This is a genomic window from Pseudoalteromonas sp. S554 (assembly GCF_005930865.1).
Lineage (GTDB): Bacteria > Pseudomonadota > Gammaproteobacteria > Enterobacterales > Alteromonadaceae > Pseudoalteromonas > Pseudoalteromonas marina.
In genome coordinates, this window is the sequence record NZ_PNDV01000035.1 from 48,121 (window position 1) to 74,674 (window position 26,554).

The 26,554-nt window shown below is 39.4% G+C and carries 24 protein-coding genes, 1 tRNA gene and 2 pseudogenes; 9 read left to right on the top strand and 18 right to left on the bottom strand.

Features of this window, described 5'->3' with window-relative positions; genetic code table 11:
• Positions 1-21: 21 nt before the first annotated feature.
• The 3 genes from nusA to CWB65_RS09130 form a co-directional block, all read right to left on the bottom strand.
• On the bottom strand, positions 22-1,521 hold the full coding sequence (nusA, locus tag CWB65_RS09120; protein WP_008128091.1) for a transcription termination factor NusA: 1,500 nt from the start codon (positions 1,519-1,521) through the stop codon (positions 22-24).
• A gap of 39 nt (positions 1,522-1,560) precedes the next feature.
• A complete protein-coding gene (gene rimP / locus CWB65_RS09125; RefSeq protein ID WP_006793371.1) occupies positions 1,561-2,016 on the bottom strand; it encodes a ribosome maturation factor RimP in 456 nt (151 codons plus the stop codon).
• Between the two features lie 282 nt (positions 2,017-2,298).
• Positions 2,299-2,375 (bottom strand) — tRNA-Met (locus CWB65_RS09130).
• 392 nt (positions 2,376-2,767) lie between these two features.
• Here CWB65_RS09130 and CWB65_RS09135 point away from each other — a divergent pair.
• Together CWB65_RS09135 and CWB65_RS09140 are read left to right on the top strand one after the other, a co-directional pair.
• The gene (locus CWB65_RS09135; RefSeq protein ID WP_138740439.1) at positions 2,768-3,229 is read left to right on the top strand and encodes a globin; all 462 of its coding nucleotides are present in this window, start codon (positions 2,768-2,770) and stop codon (positions 3,227-3,229) included.
• Positions 3,230-3,393: 164 nt separating this feature from the next.
• On the top strand, positions 3,394-4,950 hold the full coding sequence (locus CWB65_RS09140) for a cryptochrome/photolyase family protein (protein ID WP_008128086.1): 1,557 nt from the start codon (positions 3,394-3,396) through the stop codon (positions 4,948-4,950).
• 66 nt (positions 4,951-5,016) lie between these two features.
• Here the strand turns inward: CWB65_RS09140 and CWB65_RS09145 are convergent, their stop codons facing one another.
• Both CWB65_RS09145 and CWB65_RS09150 read right to left on the bottom strand, forming a co-directional pair.
• Positions 5,017-5,463 (bottom strand): Hsp20 family protein, encoded by a 447-nt coding sequence (locus tag CWB65_RS09145; RefSeq protein ID WP_010555978.1) that lies wholly within the window; start codon positions 5,461-5,463, stop codon positions 5,017-5,019.
• Positions 5,464-5,772: 309 nt separating this feature from the next.
• The gene (locus CWB65_RS09150) at positions 5,773-6,300 is read right to left on the bottom strand and encodes a redoxin family protein (RefSeq protein WP_008128082.1); all 528 of its coding nucleotides are present in this window, start codon (positions 6,298-6,300) and stop codon (positions 5,773-5,775) included.
• A gap of 301 nt (positions 6,301-6,601) precedes the next feature.
• Here CWB65_RS09150 and CWB65_RS09155 point away from each other — a divergent pair, with 301 nt between their 5' ends.
• The 3 genes from CWB65_RS09155 to CWB65_RS09165 all read left to right on the top strand — a co-directional run bounded on the left by CWB65_RS09155 (position 6,602) and on the right by CWB65_RS09165 (position 9,449).
• Positions 6,602-7,096: a TlpA family protein disulfide reductase gene (locus tag CWB65_RS09155; protein ID WP_006793366.1), complete on the top strand. Its 495-nt coding sequence runs from the start codon at positions 6,602-6,604 to the stop codon at positions 7,094-7,096.
• 127 nt (positions 7,097-7,223) lie between these two features.
• Positions 7,224-7,487, top strand: a complete 264-nt coding sequence (locus CWB65_RS09160) for a GrxA family glutaredoxin (protein WP_006793365.1) — start codon at positions 7,224-7,226, stop codon at positions 7,485-7,487.
• 159 nt (positions 7,488-7,646) lie between these two features.
• Positions 7,647-9,449, top strand: a complete 1,803-nt coding sequence (locus tag CWB65_RS09165; protein ID WP_006793364.1) for a DEAD/DEAH box helicase — start codon at positions 7,647-7,649, stop codon at positions 9,447-9,449.
• A 229-nt stretch (positions 9,450-9,678) separates the two neighbouring features.
• Here CWB65_RS09165 and CWB65_RS09170 read toward each other — a convergent pair whose 3' ends face one another.
• The 8 genes from CWB65_RS09170 to prmB form a co-directional block, all read right to left on the bottom strand.
• Complete coding sequence (locus tag CWB65_RS09170) at positions 9,679-11,235, bottom strand: AbgT family transporter (protein ID WP_138740440.1); 1,557 nt, start codon at positions 11,233-11,235, stop codon at positions 9,679-9,681.
• 145 nt (positions 11,236-11,380) lie between these two features.
• Positions 11,381-11,656: a YfcL family protein gene (locus CWB65_RS09175; RefSeq protein WP_006793362.1), complete on the bottom strand. Its 276-nt coding sequence runs from the start codon at positions 11,654-11,656 to the stop codon at positions 11,381-11,383.
• Entirely contained in the window at positions 11,653-12,816 is a 1,164-nt protein-coding gene (locus CWB65_RS09180) for an ATP-NAD kinase family protein (RefSeq protein WP_138740441.1), read from the bottom strand. The genes CWB65_RS09175 and CWB65_RS09180 overlap by 4 nt, the downstream gene beginning before the upstream one ends.
• On the bottom strand, positions 12,806-13,360 hold the full coding sequence (locus tag CWB65_RS09185) for an elongation factor P hydroxylase (protein WP_006793360.1): 555 nt from the start codon (positions 13,358-13,360) through the stop codon (positions 12,806-12,808). Before CWB65_RS09185 ends, CWB65_RS09180 begins: the two co-directional genes overlap by 11 nt.
• Positions 13,361-13,461: 101 nt before the next feature.
• Positions 13,462-14,115 carry a glutathione S-transferase family protein gene (locus tag CWB65_RS09190; protein WP_008126950.1) on the bottom strand — a complete coding sequence of 218 codons (654 nt, stop codon included), beginning with the start codon at positions 14,113-14,115 and terminating at the stop codon, positions 13,462-13,464.
• Positions 14,116-14,183: 68 nt separating this feature from the next.
• On the bottom strand, positions 14,184-14,576 hold the full coding sequence (locus tag CWB65_RS09195; protein ID WP_138740442.1) for a DUF4112 domain-containing protein: 393 nt from the start codon (positions 14,574-14,576) through the stop codon (positions 14,184-14,186).
• Between the two features lie 121 nt (positions 14,577-14,697).
• Positions 14,698-15,795 carry a chorismate synthase gene (aroC, locus tag CWB65_RS09200; protein WP_010555971.1) on the bottom strand — a complete coding sequence of 366 codons (1,098 nt, stop codon included), beginning with the start codon at positions 15,793-15,795 and terminating at the stop codon, positions 14,698-14,700.
• Between the two features lie 103 nt (positions 15,796-15,898).
• A complete protein-coding gene (gene prmB, locus CWB65_RS09205) occupies positions 15,899-16,834 on the bottom strand; it encodes a 50S ribosomal protein L3 N(5)-glutamine methyltransferase (protein WP_006793354.1) in 936 nt (311 codons plus the stop codon).
• Positions 16,835-16,986: 152 nt separating this feature from the next.
• Here prmB and smrB point away from each other — a divergent pair, with 152 nt between their 5' ends.
• Together smrB and CWB65_RS09215 are read left to right on the top strand one after the other, a co-directional pair.
• Positions 16,987-17,544, top strand: a complete 558-nt coding sequence (smrB, locus tag CWB65_RS09210; protein WP_006793353.1) for an endonuclease SmrB — start codon at positions 16,987-16,989, stop codon at positions 17,542-17,544.
• A 27-nt stretch (positions 17,545-17,571) separates the two neighbouring features.
• Positions 17,572-18,501, top strand: coding sequence for an AEC family transporter (locus CWB65_RS09215; protein WP_008126948.1), 930 nt, complete (start codon positions 17,572-17,574; stop codon positions 18,499-18,501).
• A 1-nt stretch (position 18,502) separates the two neighbouring features.
• Here CWB65_RS09215 and CWB65_RS09220 read toward each other — a convergent pair.
• The 3 genes and pseudogenes from CWB65_RS09220 to sixA all read right to left on the bottom strand — a co-directional run bounded on the left by CWB65_RS09220 (position 18,503) and on the right by sixA (position 20,085).
• Positions 18,503-19,241 (bottom strand): annotated as a pseudogene (locus CWB65_RS09220) (SDR family oxidoreductase).
• Positions 19,242-19,247: 6 nt separating this feature from the next.
• Positions 19,248-19,600 (bottom strand): annotated as a pseudogene (locus CWB65_RS09225) (RidA family protein).
• 14 nt (positions 19,601-19,614) lie between these two features.
• On the bottom strand, positions 19,615-20,085 hold the full coding sequence (sixA, locus tag CWB65_RS09230) for a phosphohistidine phosphatase SixA (RefSeq protein WP_008126942.1): 471 nt from the start codon (positions 20,083-20,085) through the stop codon (positions 19,615-19,617).
• 190 nt (positions 20,086-20,275) lie between these two features.
• On the opposite strand from sixA, the gene CWB65_RS09235 reads away from it, so the two are divergent.
• Both CWB65_RS09235 and CWB65_RS09240 read left to right on the top strand, forming a co-directional pair.
• Positions 20,276-22,999: an insulinase family protein gene (locus CWB65_RS09235; RefSeq protein WP_138740443.1), complete on the top strand. Its 2,724-nt coding sequence runs from the start codon at positions 20,276-20,278 to the stop codon at positions 22,997-22,999.
• 53 nt (positions 23,000-23,052) lie between these two features.
• Complete coding sequence (locus CWB65_RS09240; RefSeq protein ID WP_008126938.1) at positions 23,053-25,311, top strand: putative bifunctional diguanylate cyclase/phosphodiesterase; 2,259 nt, start codon at positions 23,053-23,055, stop codon at positions 25,309-25,311.
• Here CWB65_RS09240 and CWB65_RS20050 read toward each other — a convergent pair.
• A complete protein-coding gene (locus tag CWB65_RS20050) occupies positions 25,308-25,502 on the bottom strand; it encodes a hypothetical protein (RefSeq protein ID WP_008126937.1) in 195 nt (64 codons plus the stop codon). The genes CWB65_RS09240 and CWB65_RS20050 overlap by 4 nt on opposite strands.
• 397 nt (positions 25,503-25,899) lie before the next feature.
• Complete coding sequence (gene efpL, locus CWB65_RS09250; RefSeq protein ID WP_006793345.1) at positions 25,900-26,472, bottom strand: elongation factor P-like protein EfpL; 573 nt, start codon at positions 26,470-26,472, stop codon at positions 25,900-25,902.
• Positions 26,473-26,554 lie beyond the last annotated feature (82 nt).

Consider the following 26,554-nt stretch of genomic DNA (forward strand, 5'->3'; position numbering starts at 1 on the left):
TGTAATACCTCCGTTAATAAATTACTCGTCTGCAAACCAACAAATGTTTCGTGCAGCCATAATCAGCTCACCTGCTTGTTCAGATGAAAGCTCTGTGATATCGACTAGCTCGTCAATACCTTGCTCAGCCAAGTCTTCAAGTGTTACAACACCTTTACTTGCCATTACAAATGCTAGATGACGCTCTAAGCCTTCAAGCGCAAGTAAGTCTTCAGCTGGCTCTGCGCCTTCTAAGCTTTCTTCCGTTTTAAGTGCTTTAGTTGTTAATGCATCTTTAGCGCGTGAACGTAAAACATCCACCGTTTCTTCGTCAAGACCGTCAATTTCTAAAAACTCAGAGGCTGGCACGTACGCCACTTCTTCAAGTGTTGAGAAACCTTCGTTGATAAGTAAGGTTGCAAACTCATCATCGATATCTAAATTTTCAGTAAATAAGTTAAGTAACTTATCTGATTCTGCTTCATTTTTAGTACGCATTTCGTCAACAGTCATAACGTTTAGTTCCCAACCAGTTAACTGGCTTGCTAAACGAACATTTTGACCATTACGACCAATCGCTTGTGCTAGATTATCGGCTTCTACAGCAATATCCATCGAATGAGTGTCTTCATCTACTACTATTGAAGCAACCTCAGCTGGCGACATTGCATTGATAACAAATTGTGCAGGGTTGTCATCGTAAAGAACAATATCAACACGCTCACCACCAAGTTCAGACGAAACAGCTTGAACACGAGCTCCACGCATACCAACACATGCCCCAATTGGATCAATGCGCTTGTCGTTTGACTTAACAGCAATTTTAGCGCGCGAACCAGGATCACGTGCAGCAGCGCGAAGTTCAATCATTTCTTCGCCAATTTCTGGCACCTCAATGCGGAATAATTCCATCAGCATTTCTGGCTTAGAACGCGTTACAAATAACTGTGCGCCGCGTGCTTCTGGCTTAACTTCGTATAAAAGACCACGAATACGGTCGCCTGGACGGAAGTTTTCGCGTGGTAGCATGTCATCACGGTAAATAACTGCTTCAGCGTTGTTGCCTAAATCAAGTACAATTGAATCACGCGTTGCTTTTTTCACAACACCTGTTACTAACTCACCCACTTGGTCTTTATATGCGTCAACAACTAAAGCGCGCTCAGCTTCACGTACTTTTTGTACGATTACTTGTTTAGCCATTTGTGTTGTGATGCGGTCAAATTTGATTGAATCAATTTGCTCTTCAACAAAATCACCTAGCTGTAAGTCAGGCTCTTCAACCTGCGCAGCTTCTAATGTTATTTCGCTGTAAGGATTTTCTAATGAACCATCCTCTAATACTTCAGCAATCTGCCAGCGGCGGAACGTATCGTAATCACCTGTTTTACGGTCAATTGATACACGTACTTCAATTTCACCATCGTGTTTTTTCTTTGTCGCAGTCGCTAATGCGAACTCTAATGCTTCAAAAATCTTTTCTTTTGGAACCGCTTTCTCATTGGAAACGGCTTCAGCAACCAATAATATCTCTTTTGCCATGGGTAATGCCTCGCTTGCCCTATTCCTTCGCACTCGAATTTAAAACTTTGCGATTAAATTCGCACGTTCTATATTACTAAGCATGATCAAATGCTCTACACCATCACTAGATAGTGTGATCATATCGCTGCTAACTGCTATTAAGTCGCCTTTAAAATTTCGACGACCGTCTTGTGGAAGTTTAGTACGCACGCGTACTTCCTCTCCTTGCGCCTGCTCGTAGTGATCTTGTTTGAATAATGGACGATCAACACCAGGAGACGACACTTCCAAATCATATTCATTTGTAATTGGGTCTTCGACATCTAAAATCGCACTAATTTGGCGACTAGCGTCCGCACAGTTATCAACTGAGATCCCATCCTCATGAGCAATATATACTCTTAAGGTAGAATGGCGACCCGCTTGTACAAATTCAAGACCATGTAACTCAAAGCCTAACATTTCTACCGCAGGCGTTAACATGGTTACTAAATCTTGTTCAAGTTTTGTCACGAAAATCCTCCATACAAACAAAAAAAGGGCTTATAGCCCTAAAATACTGAGTTTAAATTTTAATTTAATGACAACCGCCATAAATTAAGAAAGGTGCAGATACAACAACGCCCCGAACCAAGCGGGGCGTCACACCAATAAAGCATAAAACTGTGTGGCCTAGGGCCGAGCTTGGTTGCGAGTCAGTAACTGACCAAATTAAACTACATTAGCTTAAACGCAAAACGCGCATTACATAGAATGCGCGATATAAAATAATAAGTTTTCACTTATTAGTAGAATTGGTTGCGGGAGCCGGATTTGAACCGACGACCTTCGGGTTATGAGCCCGACGAGCTACCAGGCTGCTCCATCCCGCGCCAATAGATATCAAACCTTGATTTAACATCGCTGTTAGCTGTTTTAAAACAGACTAAACAATGGCCGCTATTATATGGATGTTGGGGATAATTAGCAACCATAATAACCAATAACTTTAGAAATACAGTTCAAATCAGATGTAAGGAAATAAAACATTATACCTATTATGGGTATAAAACTATTTTAAACGGCTAACCATTTGCTGTTTAAGCCTAGTGAAATCACAATAATGGAATTAATAACTACTCTCACTTTTATTTAAAAAAACAATAGAACTCAAAAAGTTATCAATTAATTAATACTTTTATATCAAAAAACGTGTAATTTTTGTTACGCGAGCTATAATAATAAAAATAATAAAAATAAGTTTTTAATCTTCTGTGAGGCTCTGATGAATTCACATAAATCTGTTTTATTAAAAAGTATTGGCATCATAAAACCAAACTTTCATGCATTTACCGCGCGTTTTCATAGAAAGCTTGTAGAGTCAGATATTTCGATGAACACGCTAACAGCTGAACAGTTTAACGAAAAAAGTTATATTTTATATTGTACCTTAGAGCGCATAATCAAAAATATTGATAAGCCATCATCTGTTGCGCCATTTCTGAGCCATCACTTACAGTTTTTAAAAAAATTAAATATTCAGCAGAGTGATATTAAACCTCTGACTGATATATTTTATGTAACATTAGTTGAACATTTAGGTCGGTTTTTTAATGAAGAAAGTCATTTAGCATGGCGCAAAGTGCTTACTTACTTTGAACGCTATACGAATGATACGCTGTTTAACGTTTCTAACGTAGTTTGCTTAACCCAACTTTCTAAACAAAAGCAAAGCAATAATAATTAAGGCGCTTTTAATTGAGCCTACTCATATCAAATTTGATGCTTGATGAGTGTTTATACACTCATTAGCGAATATTTAAATAAAGCTCAAATTATACAATTTGTTATTAAAATTACAGCGATCGATTAAGCAGACACCCTCGTACAAATTTCAATTTTGGTTTAATCATGGCGACTTACAAAACCCTAAGACTCATTTTAGGCGATCAACTCAATCCTTCTCATTCTTGGTTTAAAAGTAAAGAGGACGGTGTTCTCTACCTTATCGCAGAATTAAAACAAGAAACCAATTACGTTAAACACCATGTGCAAAAGCTTTGTGCTTTTTTTAATGCGATGGAAAACTTTGCAACTGCGTTAAAATCTGCAGGTTTCAATGTATTGCACTTAACCCTAGACGACACACACGAAGATAAACACCTACCCGCACTACTAAATCGTGTTGCTAAGGAATATAACTGCTCCTGCATAGAATACTTATACCCAGACGAATTTAGGTTAAAATCGCAATTAGCTGATTTTGAACAATCATCCGAAATAAATGTATCAGCATATGACTCAGAGCATTTTTTACTGCCCTTTAACGATATTAAAGATCGATTCAAGAAAGATAAGCATGTGACCATGGAGCACTTTTATCGTGCTATGCGTAAACGATATGATTTATTAATGGAGGACGATAAACCAGCTGGCGGTAAATGGAACTACGACAGTAATAACCGCAATAAATTCTCTAAGCAAGACTTAAAATCTATCCCAGAGCCTAAATTATTTAAAAACGATGTAAGTCATATCCTCGCTCGTTTAAAAAAACACAACATCGCTTACTTTGGAGAAATTAAAGAAGGAAAACTTGAATGGTCTACGTCACGTAAGCAAGCCAAAGAATCTCTTGAATACTTTTGTGAGCATTTACTTGTCAATTTTGGTAAGTTTCAGGATGCAATGACAGACCAAAGTAAAGACAATACTAGTCTTTACCATAGCAGGCTCTCTTTTGCCCTAAACACTAAACTTCTTCACCCCTTGTATGTAATCAAACGTGTAATATCTGAATTCGAGCAACGGCCTGACGAAATATCTCTTTCACAAGTTGAAGGGTTTACCAGACAAATACTCGGTTGGCGAGAATACGTTCGTGCTGTTTATTGGGTAAACATGCCCGACTACGCGACTAAAAATCAACTAAAAGCCAATAATAAGCTCCCTCAATATTTTTGGGATGGTAATACAAAAATGAACTGTTTGAGCCACTCATTAAAGCAAAGCTTAGATACTGCCTACGCTCATCATATACAGCGCTTGATGATCATTGGTAACTTTTGTTTACTCAGCGGAATAAACCCTGACGAAGTTGATAACTGGTACTTAGGTGTCTATATAGATGCCATTGAGTGGGTTGAAATGCCTAACACACGTGGAATGAGCCAATTTGCAGACGATGGAATTATTGCCACTAAACCCTATACTGCAAGTGGTAATTACGTCAATAAAATGAGCGACTATTGCAAAAATTGTCAATACGACGTGAAACAAAAAGTGGGGGATAAAGCTTGCCCACTGAACAGTTTATATTGGCGTTTTATGCAAACACACCGCGAAAAACTAGAGAAAAACCCACGAATAGGCATGGTTTATAGAAATTGGGATAAGCAAAGCGATGATTTACGCGAAGACACACTTAATCAAGCTACACACTACATAAATAACATTGAGTCTTTATGACACAAAAAAGCCGCCTCAAAAGAGGCGGCTAAATAATCAGGGAAAAAAATGTTGTTAATAACCAGATTAGCTATCTTCTAGTAAGCGTCCTTGGCCAATCTCAATTTTGCGTGGTTTTAATGCTTCAGGTATTTCGCGCTTAAGCTCTATAGTAAGTAAGCCGTTTGCTAAGTCGGCGCCAAGGACTTTAACATGGTCACCTAGCTGGAACTTTCGCTCGAAATTGCGTTCTGCAATTCCTTGATGAATAAACTTACGTTCTTTGTTTTCATCTTTATTAGCTTTTATACCCGCTACTTTTAATGTGTTATTTTCTGACTCAATGCTTAGCTCGTTGTCGCTAAATCCGGCAACAGCCATAGTGATTTGGTATCTGTCTTGATCGAGTGCTTCAATGTTGTAAGGAGGAAAGCTCGGCTGTTTGTCTGTATTCGCCGCAGCATCCATTAAAGACGCTAAATGATCAAATCCAATGAATGAACGATAAAGTGGTGATAAGTCTACTGTACGCATAGTAATATCCTCATATTTAAGCGATATTTTGTCTGCACTTTTCATTTGAACAAGCGCTAACAAATATAAATTAATAATATAAATTTCAATTGTTTAAGTTTAGTTTAGGACCCATCAGGCGTCCTACTAAACTATATATGGACGGTAAAAATGTTTTCAAGTAAATAAATTAAAATATTTAAAAAAATTCCTCATTTTATAAACTAGTGAAATTAGTAACCCATTTTGAGGCATTAAAAAGTCAAATGCTTTTAATTCCTCAAAATGGTTGTCCAGTATTGTAGATTAGCGCTAAGTATTCATCGCTAATTAGTGTGTTAATGTGCCACGAATTGGATAATCGTTTTCGCGAATAAATTCAATGCCAGCCAACAAATCATTTAAATCAGGGCGTGAAAAAGGTGCATTTGATTTATCTAGTATCTGAATTTGATCATGCTCGTTAATTACAAAAATAGCAGGTTCAGCAAATGGGTGAGCGGTTTCTTTTTCACTGCGTGGTTCACTAATATACAGGCCTAAATCAGTCATTTGAGCTAATGATAACCCACTATAAAGAGGAAAATTAACGTGTAAATCGTTTAGATGCTCTGTAAATTGTGCGTGACTGTCACCACTAACAGCGGCAATCTCTACCCCTGCATCTTTAAATTTATCATTCATTTTAGCAAGTGCATTAAGTTGTTTAGTACATAATGGACAATGCTTTCCGCGATAGATTACTATCATTTTCCAGGGTAAATCTGTCTGTCGAGCCGACACGTCAGCAAGGTTGTTCTCATTATCTTTAACTTTAAGTGAAGGCATTTTCATTGCTGGTTGTAAATAATTGCTCATGATCTTGATCTCCTTTGCAGTTAAAAAACATATTCTATATGTTCGTCTCAAATATAGAGCTTAGGGTTAAAGTTATAAATTCAACCATTAAAATGTAATCAGGAAATTTCTAACGTAATCAGCAAACCTTATTAGCTAAAGGCCTGATTTGTGTAAAGCAGTGAAACTTTAACATAGGCTTTATTAGCAACTGGGCTTGATACACAAGCAAACGCTAAAGCTCTGCCTATCAAATAACAGTGGCTGCTTAGCCATTTATGTTAGGGTTGGCTTTTAATTATAAATAGGTCAGATAAAATCAATGGCATTAATACGTAGCACGTTAATAAATTTAAGTTTAGCAATACTCGTGTTTTACTTAGCAAGTGCCTACCAAACGCGTAATTTACTTGAAACAAGCCACACTCCTGCCCCTTATTTTAACTTGCCTATTTTAAATAAAAATAACGAAAGATTTAGTATTGCAGAGCTTGAAGGGAGAACAACCATTGTGTATTTCTTTGCTCCTTGGTGCACAATATGCCGCTACAGCATGCCCAACTTACAAAGCACCTTAATAAACTCAGACATTAATGTAATCGGTATTGCCCTTGATTATAAAAATGAGCAACAAGTTACTCAATTTATTGATGACTTAAACCTCAGTATGCCCATACTTCTTGGTAATCAATATACCCAATCAAATTATAAAGTAAGCGCTTTTCCAACTTACTACGTAATAAATGCAAATTTACAGATAACAGCACACGCAATGGGCTATTCAACCCAATTAGGAATAGCGGCAAGGACGTGGTGAATTATGCCGTCCATGACTCGGTCAAATTAATGTTCATCGCAATAATAGAATGGCACAATCACTTTTTTGCGCTTTATTATATTTTTTAATCATTTAAACTAAATTCAATCAAATAAAGGAGAGCACTATGCTTACAGTAATTTTTGGCCGTGAAGGCTGCCCATTTTGTGTTCGTGCCAAAGATGTTGCAGAGCAACTTGCCAACGAGCGCGATGATTTTAAATTTCGTTACATCGACATCATAAAAGAAGGCATAAGCAAAGCCGATTTAGAAAAGTCAGCAGGTAAACCTTGCCCTACTGTCCCGCAAATTTTTGTTGATCAAAACCACATTGGCGGTTTTACCGAATTTGAAGCTTATGCAAAAGAAAACCTAGGCTTGTACAAGTAGTCGTGTATTAAATTTGTTAACCAGTTCAATAATCCCACAACTGGGCTGGTTAAATTTCAACCAACATCAAGCACATACAAATTAGTTTTAATTTATACAAGCATTTGCCTCGCTAATCCTATATAATGCGCGCCTCTTTAAATTCGTTGAGGCGTATTAATGTCAGAACCAGTCACGTTTGAATCTCTAAATCTTTCTCCTGCAATTTTGAAGGCAGTTGAAGAGTTGGGTTACAAGACACCATCTGAAATCCAAGCTCAATGTATACCGTTATTGCTAGAAAGAAAGGACGTACTGGGACTAGCACAAACGGGTACAGGTAAAACCGCAGCATTTGCACTGCCGTTACTAAACAATATTGACCCGTCTGTGAAACAGCCACAGATCCTTGTACTCACACCTACACGTGAGCTTGCGATCCAAGTTGCTGAGGCATTTGAACAATATGCAAAAGGTACTCGTGGTGTTGAAGTATTAGCACTATACGGTGGCCAAAGCTACAGCATTCAATTAAGCGCACTTCGTCGTGGCGCTCAAATCATTGTTGCTACTCCGGGTCGATTAATCGATCATATTAATCGTGGCACTATCAAGTTTGATGCTCTTCAAGCACTTGTACTTGATGAAGCCGATGAAATGTTACGTATGGGCTTTATCGATGATGTTGAAAACATCATGGAAAAAACACCGCGCGAAAAGCAAACATGTCTTTTCTCTGCGACCATGCCTAAGCAAATTCAAAACATCAGCAGCAAATATATGAATAACCCTGAACAGGTTCATATTTCTGCGCGTAACTCGACAGTATCTTCTGTTGAGCAAGTGTTTTGGAACGCAAGCGTACATAAAAACAAAGCGATTGTTCGCTTTTTAGAAGCTGAGCAATACGAAGGTGCTATTGTTTTCGTACGTACACGTAACGATACCGTTCAACTTGCTGAATTATTAGAGCGCGAAGGTTTCTCGGCAGCTCCGCTTAATGGTGACATGAACCAGCAAGCACGTGAACGCACTGTTGACCGCTTAAAAAGTGGCATGCTGAACGTTGTTATTGCAACAGACGTAGCAGCTCGTGGTCTTGATGTAGACCGTTTAAGCTTAGTTATCAACTACGACATTCCACAAGATTCTGAAGCCTACGTTCACCGTATTGGTCGTACAGGTCGTGCAGGTCGTACTGGTAAAGCAATTTTATTTGTTAAGCATAACGAACGTTACTTACTTAAAAATATCATTCGTCATACCAAGTCTGAAATTGCTCAGGTTGAATTACCAACAGCTAAAGTTGTTGAAGAAAAACGTATCGCTGCGTTACAAGCAAAATTAAGTATTGCGCTTGAAAACAAAGACATTACGTTCTTTAACGAAGTGGCTACTAACATGGCTGAAAAGCTTGACCTTCCTCTTGAAAACTTAGCGGGTGCTTTACTGTGTTTGGCACAGCAACAGTCGCCAATTAAAGTTGAAGAAGTTAAGATTCAACCACGTGAGCGTAATGAACGCAATTCACGCAATGACCGTGGTGATCGCGGACGTCGTAACGAACGTGGTGGTGAACGTTCTGAACGTAAACCGCGCGAGCGTAACAGCCGTGATGCAGGCCCTATGGATACTTACCGTATCGAAGTAGGTCGTGAGCATGGTGTTCAGGTTAAGAACATTGTTGGCGCAATTGCTAACGAAGCTGATATCTCAAGCAAGTTTATTGGTGACATTCGTTTACACGATCAACACAGCACTGTTCAGTTACCACAAAACATGCCTAAAGATGTACTGGATCATTTCCAAAAAGTGTTTATTTGTAAACGCCCAATGGGTATGACAATTACACAAGATCAAGGCCCAGCTGAACCACGTGGCGAACGCCCATCTGGTGATAGAAAACGTAACGATGGCCCACGCGGTGATAAGCGTAGCGGACCTCGTAAAGAACGTCGCCCAGTTAGCTTTACCGCTAAGTAAGCAACAGTTCTTTAATAAAAAAACCTTGGTACGAAAGTGCCAAGGTTTTTTTGTGTCTGAAATTTAAGTAATGGTTCAAGCTGTTCTGCGTACCTCACAACCTCAAGCCATGATTATCTTCTAAGCACGGCGACTATAAACTTCTGTGTAAATCATTCAATTAAAACTAAAAAGCCTCACCATTTTATTAATAGTGAGGCTTTTACTGTATTGTACCGAATGCTCTATGTTAAGGCGCTACTGCTGGATACACGTAACTTGCATCTAACCCTAGCGGAATACCCAATGCCCAATAACCGAGTAGAAACAAGCTCCAACCTATTAAAAATGCAACCGAGTATGGCAGCATCATCGCTATTAGCGTCCCAATTCCCGTACTTTTAACGTACTTTTGACAATAGACCACAACTAATGGGAAGTAAGGCATAAGCGGTGTAATAATATTAGAGCTAGAATCACCAACACGATAAGCCGCTTGCGTTAAATCAGGTGAAATACCCAGTTGCATTAACATAGGCACAAATACCGGCCCTAGTAATGCCCACTTGGCCGAGCTAGAGCCTACAAATAAATTAACAAATGCGGTTAAAAATATAATACCTACCACCGTTACCGAACTTGGAAGGGCCATGGCTTTTAATAACTGCGCCCCTTCGATTGCAAGTAATGCCCCTAAGTTAGATTTGCTAAAGGCAGCAATAAATAACGCACAAAAGAATGCCATAACAATGTAGTAAGCCATACCGCCCATTGCCTTGCTCATGGCATCTATCATATCTTTAGAGCTTTTAAATGTACCTACTGTAAAGCCATATACTGCGCCTGGGATCCAAAATAACAAAAAGATCAACGGCACTATAGATTGCATTAAAGGTGAACGGAAGTTAGTTAAGGAGCCATCGCTACTGCGCATGGCTGAATCTGCCGGTGCAGAGACATACGCAAGTAAAGCAATGCCTGCAATCATTACGCTGCTTGCTATGAAGAATGCGCGCTTTTCATCGCTACGCGCATCTTCAAAAACAGGTAAATCTTCACTGTTTCCATCAAGTGGCGTATTTTGTAAACGAGGTTCAATAATCTTATCGGTAATATACCAACCCAGTAATACAATAAACATGCTTGATGCTGATGCAAACGCCCAATTATTTAATGGATTTATCGACATATCAGGATTAATAATATGAGCAGCACTTTGTGTAAAGCTTTGTAGTAGTGGGTCTATTCCAGATGGAATAAAGTTGGCGCCAAAGCCACCACTTACACCGGCAAATGCCGCTGCAATACCCGCTAATGGGTGCCTTCCTGCTGCATAAAAGATTACGCCAGCTAAAGGTATCACAAGCACGTAACCTGCGTCCGTGGCTGTATGGCTTACAATAGCAACTAAAATAATTGACGGTGTTAACAGCTTTTTAGGCGTTACTTTTAACATCAGCTTAAGGCCAGTATTAATAAAGCCTGAGTGCTCAGCTACACCAACACCTAACATAGCAACAAGTACTACGCCTAAAGGAGCAAAGCCGGTAAATGTTTTTACCATTGAAGATAAAAAAGTGGCCAACGAATCGCTTGCAAGCATGTTGTTTATAATAATTGCTTCGCCTGTACGCGGATCAATCGCATCAAAACTTACGCCAGAAAACCACCACGACAAACCCCATATTAATAACATAGCAAATAAAAATATAATTGCTGGATCAGGTAGCTTATTACCAACCCGCTCAACTACATTCAAGAAGCGCGCAACAACTCCTGAAGGTAAAGCATCTTGATTATTACTCATTGTATTTCGCTCATTAAAATTTATTTAAGTAACAATATCTCATTAATACGCAACAGTAAATTAACGTAAAAAGCTATTTTAGGAACGTTAAACAAAAAAAGCACGATTACCAAAGATAATCGTGCTTTTTTTGTTCATTTGGTTACTAAGCTAGCGCTTTAACTTCTTCCCATAAGCGAACAACTAGTGCCTTGTCTTCTTCGTTAAGTTCTCCGTTACGGTACGCTTTTACAAGACTTTGCTCTACTGTTTCGTTTAACTGCTCAATACTGATAGTAAGTTGCTCAACTTCAGCATAGCCTACAGCAAGATCAAAATGACCACGTAAGTAGCCGCCTGCAAATAATTCGTCATCCGTTGCTTTGATAACTAAATCATCATAATACTGTTGAGCCGCGTCAATATAGTTTACTAAGGTCACTTGTTTATCTCCTGATTTTGTATAGCACCCGTTTCATCTTGGTATTGGTGCCCTACTGCATACATAATATGGTCGTTAAATCCGGTGGTTACTTTTATGTAACCTGTTAATTCGTCGTCTAGTTCGTTGTCGCCTGTATCGCAAATTAACGGGCGGTTATTCAATGCCTGTAGCTTGGTTTTTGTTGCAACAACAATAATATTCTCTTTGCCAATAGCGCGGATAAGCGCAGGGCTTAGCTGCTGATTTCCGCGACCAAAAATATGACCCTGCCCACCAATTAAAGTGATTACAAGTTTGGTATTTTTCTTATGGGTAAGTTCAAGTAAGTCGGCGGCTGTTAGGTCTTGGCCTACAAGTGTTTGATCTTTTATTAAATCAACACCCAACAAAGTATTTTCAAGGCCCATTTCTTCCATTATAGCTTCGACTGTTGAACCACTACCCATAATGTAAAGTGTGTCTTCGTCCATTTCGCTCACAACGTAAGCGGCTATATCTGAAAGTACTAATTCGTCTGTTTCTTTACCGCCATTTTTTACAGCTTGCACATAACGTACTTCACTGGGTATTTGCATTTCGCCAAAGCGTTTAGCTTTTACTGTACCCTTCCTAAATGCGTCTTCGTCAATATCCATTACATCGGCATCAGCTAACGTCACTAACTCGCCTTTTACGAGCATTTCAACGACTCGCCCTGCAGCTTTTGGTGTAATGGCATATACGCCAGAGTGGATTTTACATCCGGCAGGAATGCCAAGCACTGGGGCAGTATCTTCAATGGCATGGCAAATATTACGTGCGGTGCCATCGCCACCTGCAAATAGAACTAAATCTACATCGGCATTTTTTAACACCTGTGCGGCACTCTCGGTATCATCCGGCGTTGTTACTGCGTCTGTGTTGTATACAACTTCAACATTAAAACCTAAAGCTTTTGCTGTTTGTTCGCCCATTTCGCCATTTACGGTATAAATAACAAGCTGCTCTTTATACGGTAACAGTATTTCTAGTGCGGCTTTAGTACGGCTATTCGCTTTAGGTTGTGCACCTAACTCAATCGCTTTTGCTGCGGTTTGCGCCCCATCACTTCCCTTGAGGGCGACACTTCCGCCTAATCCTGCTACAGGGTTTATAATTAAACCTAATTTAAACTGCATCACAAAACTCCTGAGGGTGTTGCCAATCAAACTGATTTGCAGTCATTGGCCATGGTGTGTGATAAAAACGAGTAAGCGCGATTAATAATGATTGAGTTCGTGCATTAAAACCACTTTCAATCAACGTAAGCACGCGCTGGTGAACCCGCTTTTGAAAATCAAAACGACACGTTTGCTCACCATTTAAATTATCTACCGATACATTAAAGGGAAAACCCGCTGCAGTGCTTAATAGCCATTCAATGGCTTGTGGCTTGACTTCTACACTTTCGAACTCAGCCTGCTGGTGTTTATCGCGGCCATCGGGGCAATACCAATAGCCGTAATCTTCTTGTTGTCGACGATCAATGCCCGCGACCAGCCAATGGGCTATTTCATGTAAGGCACTGGCATAAAAACCATGTGCAAACACAATTTGATGATAAGGGGTGTCTTGTGTTGCGGGAAGGTACACGGGCTCACAATCACCTTTAATCAGCCTTGTATTATGGCTTTGGTAAAATGTGTTTTCGAAAATAGAAATAAGATCAGCGATTTGATGCATATAATACGACTAATTCGTCTCGGTTAAAGCGCCTTTTGGCGCACTAAAAACGAGACGAATTGTACGGGCTTTTATAGCTAAAGTAAAAGTCGCTTACTGACCTATATTTTTACATCAACCCCGGCTTCATCTGCATCAACAATATCGGTTTCTTGCAGTGCTTGAGTTATCCAGCTTTGTAATACAGGGCATGCTAATACATGTTGGCAATAACTATTAGCGGCTTTAGACAGGGTTACCTGATAAGTTTTCAATCGCAGTACAATGGGGGCATACATAGCATCAACAATACTAAAATCGCCAAACATCCACTGGTTTGGGTAAATTTCTTGCTGTTTAGCAAATATGTCGTCGATGCGGGCGATGTCTTTTTTAGCATCATCTGAAAGTGTAATTTTTCGCTTTGCCCTTATATTCATTGGCATTTCACTTCTAAGCGCCATAAAGCCTGAGTGCATTTCAGCGCTTAAAGCTCGTGCAGTTGCACGCTGCGTTACGTATTTAGGCCAGGCAACTTGCGAAAGGTACGCATCGTTAATGTATTCACAAATAGCAAGTGAGTCCCAAACGTGTAAATCACCATCAATTAATGCGGGTACCTTTTGAACTGTAAAATGTTTTTTTAACTCGCTGTAAAAGTCTGGGGTATCGAGTACAAGCTGAATTTCATCAAACTCCAATTCAAATTTACTCATTAGATACCATGCGCGCAAAGACCAGCTTGAGTAGTTTTTATTGCCGATAAATAATTCCATTACCTATTCCTTGTTAAAAACGAACTTCTCAACTGTACATTAATTAACCGCAAAATAAATACTAAAAATTACCCGTTACTGTTTTTATTTAGTTGCTTAGTAATATGCTTTTTAAGTATGTTTGTATTTCGGGTATTAGCTTTAAAAAACGCATCAAATATATCGCCAAAAATAGGAATAGATCCGATAAAAAAATCTATCAGCATATTAATAATTATCCGCAGTTTAACATGCCAGCTAATACCTAACTTTTGAGCCTCAAATAATACGTAACTAGATAAAATAAGCCCTATCACATCCCCTACAACGGGCACAAAACCAATCACCGCCTCAATACCAAACCTAAAGTTTGTGAAAGGAAAACGAATACTACTGTCGGTTAATTGGCTAAAACGCTCAAGGCGCGCAAGGGTTGCTTTTTGTTTAGCGTATTTACTGTGTGTTTGAATTGAATTCTGCATAATTTACCTCTATGGAAAATTATATAACGGTAAAGTTGAACTGCGCCTTAAACTACATTAACTATTTTACACAAACAAAAAGCGCGAAAAACGCGCTTTTATAGTGACTAAATTCAAACCATTATACAGAGCCGTTAATAGGCCCGTGTTCGTGGTTTACATGCGGGTTTTGCCCGCGCTGGCGCAGTAAATGGTCCATTAATGTAATAGCCATCATAGCCTCAGCAATAGGTATTGCTCGAATGCCCACACACGGATCGTGACGACCTTTGGTGATCATCTCAACCGCTTCGTTGCTTGTATTAATGCTCTTACCAGGGATAGTAATACTTGACGTCGGTTTTAATGCAATAGACGCTACTATGTCTTGCCCTGTAGAAATACCTGCAAGCACACCACCAGCATGGTTTGAAGTAAACCCTTCAGGTGTTAGTTCATCACGATGCTCTGAGCCTTTTTGTTCAACAACGTCAAAGCCATCACCAATTTCAACACCTTTAACTGCATTAATGCTCATTAATGAATGCGCAAGCTCCGCATCAAGGCGATCAAAGACAGGCTCACCTAACCCTACAGGTACATTGCTTGCCATTACTTTAACTTTAGCGCCTACTGAGTCACCTTGTTTTTTTAGGTCACGCATATATTCATCGAGCGCTTCTAGCTTGCTTACATCAGGAAAAAAGAACAAGTTGTTTTCAACTTCTTCCCAATCGTAACTTTCTGCTTTAATAGGACCTAGTTGGCTTAAGCATGCTTTTACTTCAATACCATGAAATTGCTTTAAATATTTTTTAGCAATGGCGCCAGCTGCTACGCGTATTGCGGTTTCACGTGCAGACGAACGGCCACCTCCGCGATAATCACGAAGGCCATATTTGTGCCAATAGCTGTAATCACCATGGCCTGGGCGAAACACGTCTTTAATTTTGCCGTAATCTTGTGAACGTTGATCGGTATTTTCGATTAATAAACCAATACTTGTACCCGTTGTTTTACCTTCAAAAACGCCTGCTAATATTTTTATTTGATCGCTCTCGCGGCGCTGCGTGGTATATCGGCTTTGGCCTGGTTTGCGGCGATCTAAATCTATTTGTAAGTCGGCCTCTGTTAATTCAAGACCTGCGGGAGTACCGTCAACAACGCCGCCTAAAGCAACGCCATGACTCTCTCCAAAAGTGGACACTTTAAATAACTGTCCAATGCTATTACCTGCCATTAACTTTCCTCATTCCTAATGACGACCATTAGCTGGGCTAATATGCCCAGCCATGTATTCAATTACGTTTAAGTTAGCTCATATTAACCTAAAGCAAATCGTGTTATTTTGAAAAATACTCATCTAGCTGTTTTTTGCTAATAACAAATACGCCTAAACCACCTTGCTCAAACTCAATCCATTCAAATGGCGCATTTGGATATAAAGCATCCATATGTACCATAGAGTTCCCCACTTCTACAAATAACAAACCGTTATCGGTTAGATGATTGCTGGCTTCGCTTAAAATAGTACGCGTTACATCAAGACCATCGTGCCCTGATGCAAGGCCTAGCTCTGGCTCATGGTGAAATTCGCGCGGTAAGTCTGCCATGTCTTCAGCATCCACATACGGTGGATTAGCCACAATTAAGTCGTACTTTTGGCCTTCTACGCCACTAAATACATCTGATTGGATAGGCAGTACTCGATCACTTAACATGTAGTCATTAATGTTGATATCAGTTACTTCAAGCGCTTCATACGAAATATCAACAGCATCTACTTGCGCTTGCTCAAATGCTTGTGCAAGTGCGATGGCTATACAACCTGACCCTGTACATAAATCTAAAATACGATTTACCGAGTTTGGCTCAACAAGCCAAGGCGTAAAACGATTGCTAATAAGTTCTGCAAATGGTGAACGAGGAATTAGTACACGTTCATCTACGTAAAACGGCATACCTGCAAACCATGCAATGTTAGTTAAATAAGGAACTGGAGTGCAGTCGTTTATACGCTCAGCAATAAGACTCGCTAGTCGGTTTTTTTCTGTACTTGTTAAACGCGCATGCATTAATTCTTTTGGTGCATCAACGGGTAAGCTAAGCGCTGGTAAAAGCAAGCTCACAGCTTCATCCCACGCGTTATCTGTTCCGTGTCCAAAAAATATACTACTACTTGCAAATTGGCTTGTAGTCCAACGTAACCAGTCATGTAAAGTTGACAGTTCTGCAACAGCTTCTTCGAGTGTTGCTTCTTCAATTTGTAAATCGCTCATATATTTTTACCTGTATTAGCTTACTGACTGTTTTGAGTCTTTAAGACGATTGCATTGCCTATATTGGCTTAGCAAATTACAATTGCCTCTCATTTAAGTATTGTACCGCCTTTTGCGCTGCGTTTTTACGTTTTTTTGTTTAGGTAATTGTTATGAAAAAAGACTCTCCATCACCATCGTCCCTAAGCAATGACGACATAGACTTATTTCGCCAAACGATCACAGGCGCTAAAGTATTTAAACAAGATACTCATCGTTTTGATACAAAGCCTAAGGTGTCACAAGCAAAGCAATTTGCCCAGCAAAAAAAGCAGGCTCAATCTGAATTTTATTTTTCAGATGAATATATTCCCGATATAGACACCCACGGTACTGTCCATTATGTAAAAGAAGGGCACGACACTTATTTACCTAAGCAATTGCGACGAGGCGACTTTGCACCTGATTTAACGCTTGATTTGCATGGCTTAAACAAAGAAATTGCTAAAGATGAATTAGCAGGACTCATTCACGAATGTAAAAAACAGCATTATTATTGTGCGTGTGTTGTGCACGGAATTGGTGGTGGCATACTTAAACATAAAATTCCTCAGTACCTAGTTCAGCACCCAGACGTAATTGCAATGCATCAAGCGCCACTTGAATACGGTGGTAAAGGCGCGGTACTTATTTTGATAAACTTACCACAAAGCGATGAATTTAGACGCTAACCCAACATATTACTAGGAAGTAATTACGTGCATATTGTTTCTATTATTTTTCCACTTATATTCATTGTCGCATTGGGTTATGGCTGTTGCCGGCTTTCGTTTTTTAACAAACTGCACATTACAGGGCTGAGTAAATTTACTTTTTACATAAGTTTGCCGGCTTTTTTATTATTGAATATGTCGCAAATAGACTTAAAGCAAAGCATTAGTCTTTCTGCATTTTTAAGTTTTTATATCCCGGTGTTGTGTATTTTTGGATTAGGTATTTTAGTCGACCGATTTTATTTGAATAAAAATAATAGTAAAAATTACCAAAAACACGGCGTATTTGGCCTTGCGGCTAGTTACTCAAACATGGTGTTGGTAGGTATTCCTATCATTATTGCATCGCTGGGCAAAGAGAAAATAGCCATTGCTTTTATGATCATCACCTTCCACAGCACTTTATTATTTGCACTGACCTATTTAATTGGGGCAAAGGGCAATAGCAGTTCGTTCTCGTGGTCACAGTTTGGCAAAAGCATGGTGCTTAACCCTATTGTTTTAAGTATTGGTTGCGGCTTAATCATTAACGTTTCGGGCATTGTATTATTTAAAAACTTAACGGACAGTTTGGCATTATTAGCAACCCCTGCAATAGCCTGTGCGCTATTTGTATTGGGCGCAAACCTAGCGTTTTATAAAATAGCAGCAAACTGGCAACCTGCTTTAATTGCCTCGATTTTAAAAATTATTATATTGCCGGCAGGCGTACTATTTATTGGGTCATATATATTTAAGCTCGACCCGCAAATACTAACCGTACTAGTTTTATTAAGTGCCTCACCTGTTGGCGTAAACGCCTATTTAATAGCGAGTCAAATTAAACAACATGAAGCAACGCTTGCAGGAGCGGTGGTGCTATCTACTATTTTAAGTGTAGTGAGTTTAACGTTTTGGTTAGCGGTTTTACTTTAATTTATAAGCCACCAGCTACATCAATAAAAGTGCCTGTAGTAAATGAAGCAGAATGTGAGGCTAAAAAGTATATTGCAGCAGCCACTTCTTCAGGTTGCCCACCCCTACGCAGAGGAAGGTTACTTTTAAGCCGTTCTACCCTGCCCCTCTTCACCACCATCTGTGTGCATATCAGTGTAAATAAGGCCAGGCCTAACACAATTAACGCGCACGCCTTTACAAGCAACCTCTTTAGCGAGACCCATGGTTAATGTATCAATAGCGCCCTTTGTCGCTGCATAATCAATGTATTCATTAGGTGAACCTGTTTTAGCCGCTACCGATGACACATTAATAATACTGCTACCGGGTAACATACGCTTTATGGCTTCTCGGCTACATATAAATGTACTGGTAATGTTTGTAGTGAGTAATTCGTTAATTCGCTTTGCGTCCATGTTTAGCAGGGGCATTTGAGGCTTAAGCACACCGGCATTATTTACAAGCACGTCGAGCCGACCAAATACTTTATCTATACGTGAAAATAAATCGTTAACATCGATCTCTTGAGATACATCGGCCCTAACTGGTTCGGCTCGTACACCATAACTTCATACTCTATCGGCAACGTATTCTGCTTAAGTTAAATGGGTCTTATAGTTAATACATACATCATATCCGTGGCGCGCAAAATAAACAGCGGTGGCTGCCCCTATACCTCGGCTAGAGCCGGTTATGAGTACCACCCGCGCTTTGTTCATACAAAATTAGTCCTTTAGCGCTGCCACTACCGAAATTTCGACCAATAGCGCATCGCGCGCCATTTTGGCTTCTACACAAGCGCGTGCCGGTGCATAACCTTCTGGTACCCATGCATCCCACACAGCATTCATATCGGCAAAATACTCCATACTTTTTACATAAATTGTTGCGCTTAACATATGCTTTTTTGAGCTACCTGCCTCATCTAGCAATGCTTCTACTTTATCGAGCATGGTTTGCGTTTGCTCTTTAATTCCCTTTCAGCATCAGCGCATACCTGTCCACACAAATACACAGTGCCGTTGTGCTTTACAATGCGGCTCATTCGCGCACCGGTTTGAAGACGTTCAATGGTCATATTAGTCTCTTAATTTATAAATCGGCAGGAGCGTTTATATTTATATATTCGCTACGATTCGTATTTTCATTGTAATGAATGACAGCCACAGCGCCTGTATTAAATATAGGCATGTTTCCTGGGCAAAGTTGATCAACCAAATAGCTCACTATTGGCATATGCGCTACAATTAACCAGCTATTACACTCGGGGTGCATTTGGATGAGTGTTTCAAGGTAATCAGCTGCAACATGCGGTTTGCCTTCCGGGGTAATATCGGCACACGTTTCGCTATATTTAAACGTGATGCTTTCAGCGACCCCGTTTGCTGTTTGTTGAGCTCGTATGTAAGGGCTAACTAACAATGCATCCGGTTTTTGCGTATTGGCAAGCCACTGCCCCATTTTTTTTGCTTCTAAATGACCCACTTGGGTTAAATTTCTTGCCGCATCATCGGCCTGCATAGGTGCAGCTTCGCCGTGGCGCATTATTAAGATTGTTTTCATAAAAAATCAACCGATTAAAGAATATAAACAGTAGCCAGTTTGCTCACTTGTCAGCTATATTAACAACATAAACTTATTTTTTCTAAAATAGTTCTTTCACGACATTCAGGTAAATCTTTTAGCACACCCTTGCTGCCCTGAAGTTATCCTCTGTTGTTATCAAGTAAACGTTTAGTTTCAGGAGCACCATTTGAATATCAGCCGCAATGATAATAGAGCATACCGCGCCCTTACACTGGACAATGGTCTAAAAGTATTGCTTGTGCAAGATAAAGATTCAACAAAGGCTGCAGCATCAATGGCTGTAAATGCGGGCCACTTTGACGATCCTGCTGATAGGCAAGGTCTTGCTCACTTTTTAGAGCACATGCTTTTTTTAGGCACAGACCAATTTCCAGACTCTGGAAGCTTTAATAATTTTGTTTCGCAATCAGGCGGAAACACAAATGCATGGACAGGTACAGAACACAGCTGCTACTTTTTTGATATAAACAATCAAGAGTTTGAACACGCATTATTACAATTTAGCCGCTTTTTTATTGCCCCACTGTTAAGTGCTAATGAAACAGAAAAAGAACGTAATGCTATAGATGCAGAATTTAAATTAAAAATTAAGGACGATGCCCGTCGCATTTATCAGGCCCATAAAGAAACGGTTAACCCTGCACATCCTTTCGCTAAGTTTTCTGTTGGTAACCTGCAAACACTCGCAGACAGAGAACGCTGCATTAGCGACGAACTTTGTGACTTTTTTAATGAGCATTACCAAGCACAATGGATGACATTAGTTGTATGTGCAAACGAAAAGCTAGACACTCTTCAAACCTGGGTAAAAGCTCACTTTAGCCAAATTTTAGGAAATAAAGCATCTGTAAAACCTGAGATCAGCGAGCCACTTTATCGAAAACAAGACCTAGGGAAAATTTTACATATAGAGCCACACAAACACATGCAAAAACTAATCGTTAGTTTTGCAATGCCTAATATTGATGACTTTTACCGACATAAAACCGTCAGTTTTATTGCACATTTACTCGGTTATGAAGGACAAGGCTCACTGTATTCTATTTTAAAAGAGCAAGGTTGGATAAATGCCCTTTCGGCGGGAGGGGGTATTAACGGCAGTAACTTTAAAGATTTTAATGTCAGCATGGCGCTTACCGATGAGGGTATAGAATATTTTGAAGATATTATCGAAATGCTTTTTGAGTACATATGTTTAATTAATGCCAACACAGAAAAGCTGCCCCGCTTATATCAAGACAAAAAAAATCTTTTACAAATTGCGTTTGATAACCAAGAAAAATCACGACTTATTGATTGGGTAAGTAGTTTGAGCATCAATATGCAGCATTATGACGAATGCAACTATGTACAAGGTGACTACCTAATGGAAGGCTTTAATAAAGCAACGCACGAAATGGCGATGCAATGGTTAAAACCTAACAATATGCGTATTGTACTCATTCACCCTGACGTAGAACCCGAGCATAAAACTGCGTGGTACAACACACCCTATAAAGTAGAAAAAGTATCACCTAGTTGGCTTGATGCCCTTAGTGATATCAATAAACCACTTAAAGATATGTACCTACCCACTGCAAACCCATATCTCACTAAAGAGGTTGAGCTTTTCGAAATAGAAAAGCCCCAAGAGCAACCCACACTTTTAGTAAAAGAACCGGGGTTTGATTTTTGGTTTAAACAAGACAGCACATTTAGAGTAGCGAAAGGTCATTTTTATTTAGCTATGGACTCTGACTTTGCGGTAAAAGACGTAAAGCACATGGCGCTAACACGCTTATTTACCGATTTATTTATGGATAGTGTTGGCGAACAGTTTTACCCAGCAGAACTGGCTGGTTTAAGTTATCATTTAACCTCCCACCAAGGGGGACTTACACTACATACTGCAGGGTTATCATCGAGCCAATTAGAACTCGTCGATGAACTCTTAGATGCGTTATTTAATGTAGATATATGTGCAAAGCGCTTTGCCGAGTATAAAAAACAACTTGTTAGGCATTGGCGTAACAGCAACCAAAACAAACCTGTTAGTGAGTTGTTTAGTATTTTAGGTGCAAAACTAATGCCTTGGAATCCACAGCCTAACGATTTAGCAGACGCTTTAAAAGCAACAAGCTTCCAGCAATTTAATGAATTTAGACAAGACTTTTTTAAGGCGTTACATGTGGAATCTTTTTTACATGGCAACTGGCAAGAAAATCATGCTTTAGAATTTCAAAAAAAGGTGGCTGCACATTTGCAGAATGCCACAACTATCGACGATTTAAGACGCCCTTTATTTGAAATAAAAAAAGCAACACGTTATGAAATTGAGTTACCGTGTAACGATCATGCCATGGTTGTGTATTACCAGGCACAAACCAATGACGTGAACGAAAAAGTTAAAATGATGGCGTTAAATCATTTAATGAACCAAGACTACTTTAACGAGTTGCGCACAACACAACAATTAGGCTATTTGGTTGGTGCGGGTTACGCGCCTTTTAACACCCGGGCAGGCATTGCTTTTTATATACAGTCCCCTAAATTTGACTCAAAAACCTTGCTGCATCGCCATACTCACTTTGTGAATCAATATTTAAGTAATATCAATGAGCTAGACGAGCATAGCTGGCAGCAACAAAAACATGGTCTAAAAACGCATATTGCAGAAAAAGATAAAAACTTACGTTTGCGCTCACAACGATTATGGCTTGCTATAGGTAATAGAGATCATAATTTTGATATGCAAAAACGATTGCTTTGTGCACTGAACATGCTGACTCTACAAGAAATTAAAGATTATGCTCTGGTACTTTTTGATGAAGATAGGCCAAGATACGAGCTTTTAAGTAAGGCTAAAGTTAATAAATCTCAAAAAACAGCGGTTTACTCGCATTCTCTTTGACTCTTGAATGTGCTTGTTTTAAATTGTCATTAGTAAATTAGTAGTAATAAAAAATGATAATAAAAACAATAAAACTAAACCTATTCGCTGTATTACTTGCTTACTCGTTTGATACTTACGCCTTTGAGTCTTCATTTAAATACAATTCAAACACTCTGCTGTTATTGTCGAGCGCTATTATTGCGCTCGCTTTGCCATACCTATTATTTGTTATATACAAGCTTAGGCGCTCTCGTCGCCAACTTCGCCTCTCTGAAAAACGTTTAAAAAGTACCGTTGAAGGCAGTGGTGACACCTTGTGGGATTGGAATATAAAAACAGGCGAAGTTATTCGTATTAACGATAAATACATGATGAACTCCCCCACTATTATGGGTTTCCCACCAAATAAAGGACTTATACACCCACAAGATATTCCTCATGTTGAGCATCTACTAAAAAAACATTTTGCAGAGCAAAGCGTTTTTTTTGAAGCCACATACCGGGTCAAAGATACATTTGGCAAGTGGCATTGGGTGCTTGACCGCGGCAAGGTTATCGAAAAAGATGCAAATCTAGCCCCGCTCAGAATGACAGGCACTGTTCGCGATATTTCACAGTTAAAATCAACCGAAGAACGATTAAATCTGTTTGCTAAATGTGTTGAGTCGTTTACTGATGCGCTGGCAATTTACGATAAGAACTTTAAATTAGTCGATATAAATCCCAGTTTTTTAACGTTATTTGGTGGTATGCGCGAACAATACCTAAATAAAGATTTTAATTTGCCTGGATACGATACAAGTTACGTTGAAAACATTATCGATGTAGTGCGCCAAACTGAGCATATTCAGCAAGAAATTAAACTGCGCAATAATGAGCGTGTATTGCTGCCAATAGAAATATCAATTGATGAAATTAAAAACGAGCAAAACCAAATTACTAACTACGTGGTTGTTTATTCCGATTTAACAGAGCGAAAAAAAGCAGAGTCGCAGCTGCATAATTTATCAAATCGAGATCGCACCACAAGCCTGCCTAACCGTAATTTATTTTTTACTAACTTACATAAACTGGTTCAGCAAGACGCTCACCATGCATTACTTGTTTTTGATTTAGATAACTTTAAAAAAATAAACGACTCATTAGGTCATCAACTAGGTGATAGTTTACTGGCAAAGCTTGCTATGCGATTAAATAAACTCACCCGCGAAAACGATGTATTTTATCGTTTAGGAGGCGATGAATTTGCGCTTGTAATGTCAAATACGAACGACCTTCATGTAATCACTCGCACTGCAAAACAGTTTTTAGCGGCTATTTCCACCCCATTTAAAATGGCAGGGCACGAGCTGGCTATTACCTCAAGTGTCGGTATTGTGTTGTTTCCTGAAGATGGAAACACACCCGAGGTACTACTTAAAAATGCAGATACCGCAATGTATCATGCTAAAAAGAAAGGTAACAGCTACCTGTTTTTTAACGACACCATGAACCGCCAAGCAGTTAAACGCTTACAAATTGAAAACCTAATGCGCTTTGGTTTGAAAGAAGATCACTTTGAAGTCTACTATCAACCAAAAATGAATATACGCACGGGCAAGTTGACAGGCATGGAAGCGTTAGTCCGTTTTATTACTCCTAAAAAAGGAATAATAAGTCCGGGCGTATTTATCCCTATTGCTGAAGAAACAGGTCAAATAATAGATATTGGTGAAGTTGTTTTAAACAAAGCCTGTCGCGATGTAAAAAAATGGCTGGACGATGGGCTGTTTAATGGGCGCGTTGCTGTTAACTTGTCTGCTAAACAATTTAGCCTCCCCGACTTAACGTCGCGTATTGATATTATTTTGCAAAAAAATGCTTTGCCATCGTACTTTTTAGAATTAGAGATCACTGAAGGCACTGTAATGGATGATCCTAACGAAGCCATTAATATTATGCGCTCTTTAAGCGCCCGAGGTATTCATTTAGCCATGGACGACTTTGGTACTGGGTATTCTTCTTTGGCTTATTTAAAACAGTTTCCGCTAAATACATTAAAAGTAGACAAAGCGTTTATTGATGATATGAAAAACGAGCGCGGCCGAAATATGGTCGATTCAATCGTCACGATTGCTCACAACCTTGACTTACATGTCGTTGCCGAAGGCGTAGAACAAGCACATCAAATAGACATTTTAAAAACGCTTAATTGCGAAACGGTACAAGGTTATTATTACTCAAAACCGTTATCTAAAGACGAATTTACTGAGTTTTTAAAACAACAACAAAGTAAAGCAACGCCAAGCTTAATTAGCTCTAAAAAAAGTAATGTGGCGTCTATAAGCTAAGCGCGCCACATGCAGGTATTAACACCGACATATCTCACCCAAGCTCGCCTGTAATGCACGTTAAATAAAAACCAAGCCAATGGGCCAAGCAGCGCACTGAGTAAAAGCCAGCGCTTTACAGGCATGCCTTTTTGTATTGTGTCTAAGTACATAAGCGGGATAAACAAACTGCTAAGTAAAACAAACCACAAAACCACATACCTTATCTAAATAAATTGGCGCGCAGTTTAGCGTTTCTTCGATTAAATTTAAAGCAATACACCTTTAACAAAAAGGCAGCGTATTTAGGTCTGTTGATCTTTGGGATTAAATTTTGTTCAAATCAGCGGCTATTTAATCGCGGCGCGAGGTTTGTAACCTAGTAGATTAAGTAAAAACTGAGTAACAAAGAGTTAATAGCCCTTAGGAAGAACCCTTTGGGCTGCAGCTGTTTAGTATTAACGCGACGTTATCGCCAGTTGATGGGTATAACCACACTACATAGGCTCTGCCTTACCTACATACCAAACAGACAGCTGCAAATTTAACCTTGAAGGATCAACAGACCCTAGCTAAACCGCAGCTTTTTAATTAATAATTTGATGAGCGCTACTTTTCAGCACGCCCCATAAATTTGTTTTCAACCGTATTGATACGAATGCGATCGCCCGTTGAAATATGCTCAGGAACAGATATATTCAAACCAGTAGACATGCGTGCTGGTTTTGAACGAGCACTGGCTGAAGCGCCCTTAATAGATGGATCAGTTTCTTCAACAACAAGCTCAACGCTTGAAGGTAAATCGAGCCCTACTGGCGCTCCATCAATGACAATAACGTGCACCCCTTGAGTTTCTTCATTGATGAACAAAATTTCTTCACTAATAGCATCTTTATTCAAGTTATATGGCGTGTAGTCTTCGCTATCCATAAACACGTATTCGTCGCCATCTATGTACGACAGCATAGCCTCACGACGAATTAAGTCAGCAAGCGTTAGCATATCGCTGTCTTTAAACGTTTCATCAACCTTTCCACCGGTTACTACATCGTATAAACGCATACGGTATAAGCTTCCACCAGCACGGCCTTGAGGAACAGAGCGCACAATATCTTTTACTACTAATACACGACCATTAAACTCAATAGCTGTGCCTTTTTTTACTTCACTCGCCTTTGGCATGTGTAAATCCTATTATTTTTTTAATTGCCAGAAACATACCACGAACTGAACTTTGTTCAACAATAAAGTGAGCTAAAACGGC

What these genes read in the sequence shown, in the direction of transcription:
- nusA (WP_008128091.1), bottom strand. Translation starts at nt 1,521, where the DNA reads ATGGCAAAAGAGATATTATTGGTTGCTGAAGCCGTTTCCAATGAGAAA.
- CWB65_RS09135 (WP_138740439.1), top strand. Translation starts at nt 2,768, where the DNA reads ATGAATTCACATAAATCTGTTTTATTAAAAAGTATTGGCATCATAAAA.
- CWB65_RS09140 (WP_008128086.1), top strand. Translation starts at nt 3,394, where the DNA reads ATGGCGACTTACAAAACCCTAAGACTCATTTTAGGCGATCAACTCAAT.
- CWB65_RS09145 (WP_010555978.1), bottom strand. Translation starts at nt 5,463, where the DNA reads ATGCGTACAGTAGACTTATCACCACTTTATCGTTCATTCATTGGATTT.
- CWB65_RS09150 (WP_008128082.1), bottom strand. Translation starts at nt 6,300, where the DNA reads ATGAGCAATTATTTACAACCAGCAATGAAAATGCCTTCACTTAAAGTT.
- CWB65_RS09155 (WP_006793366.1), top strand. Translation starts at nt 6,602, where the DNA reads ATGGCATTAATACGTAGCACGTTAATAAATTTAAGTTTAGCAATACTC.
- CWB65_RS09160 (WP_006793365.1), top strand. Translation starts at nt 7,224, where the DNA reads ATGCTTACAGTAATTTTTGGCCGTGAAGGCTGCCCATTTTGTGTTCGT.
- CWB65_RS09165 (WP_006793364.1), top strand. Translation starts at nt 7,647, where the DNA reads ATGTCAGAACCAGTCACGTTTGAATCTCTAAATCTTTCTCCTGCAATT.
- CWB65_RS09170 (WP_138740440.1), bottom strand. Translation starts at nt 11,235, where the DNA reads ATGAGTAATAATCAAGATGCTTTACCTTCAGGAGTTGTTGCGCGCTTC.
- CWB65_RS09180 (WP_138740441.1), bottom strand. Translation starts at nt 12,816, where the DNA reads ATGCAGTTTAAATTAGGTTTAATTATAAACCCTGTAGCAGGATTAGGC.
- CWB65_RS09185 (WP_006793360.1), bottom strand. Translation starts at nt 13,360, where the DNA reads ATGCATCAAATCGCTGATCTTATTTCTATTTTCGAAAACACATTTTAC.
- CWB65_RS09190 (WP_008126950.1), bottom strand. Translation starts at nt 14,115, where the DNA reads ATGGAATTATTTATCGGCAATAAAAACTACTCAAGCTGGTCTTTGCGC.
- CWB65_RS09195 (WP_138740442.1), bottom strand. Translation starts at nt 14,576, where the DNA reads ATGCAGAATTCAATTCAAACACACAGTAAATACGCTAAACAAAAAGCA.
- aroC (WP_010555971.1), bottom strand. Translation starts at nt 15,795, where the DNA reads ATGGCAGGTAATAGCATTGGACAGTTATTTAAAGTGTCCACTTTTGGA.
- prmB (WP_006793354.1), bottom strand. Translation starts at nt 16,834, where the DNA reads ATGAGCGATTTACAAATTGAAGAAGCAACACTCGAAGAAGCTGTTGCA.
- smrB (WP_006793353.1), top strand. Translation starts at nt 16,987, where the DNA reads ATGAAAAAAGACTCTCCATCACCATCGTCCCTAAGCAATGACGACATA.
- sixA (WP_008126942.1), bottom strand. Translation starts at nt 20,085, where the DNA reads ATGAAAACAATCTTAATAATGCGCCACGGCGAAGCTGCACCTATGCAG.
- CWB65_RS09240 (WP_008126938.1), top strand. Translation starts at nt 23,053, where the DNA reads ATGATAATAAAAACAATAAAACTAAACCTATTCGCTGTATTACTTGCT.
- efpL (WP_006793345.1), bottom strand. Translation starts at nt 26,472, where the DNA reads ATGCCAAAGGCGAGTGAAGTAAAAAAAGGCACAGCTATTGAGTTTAAT.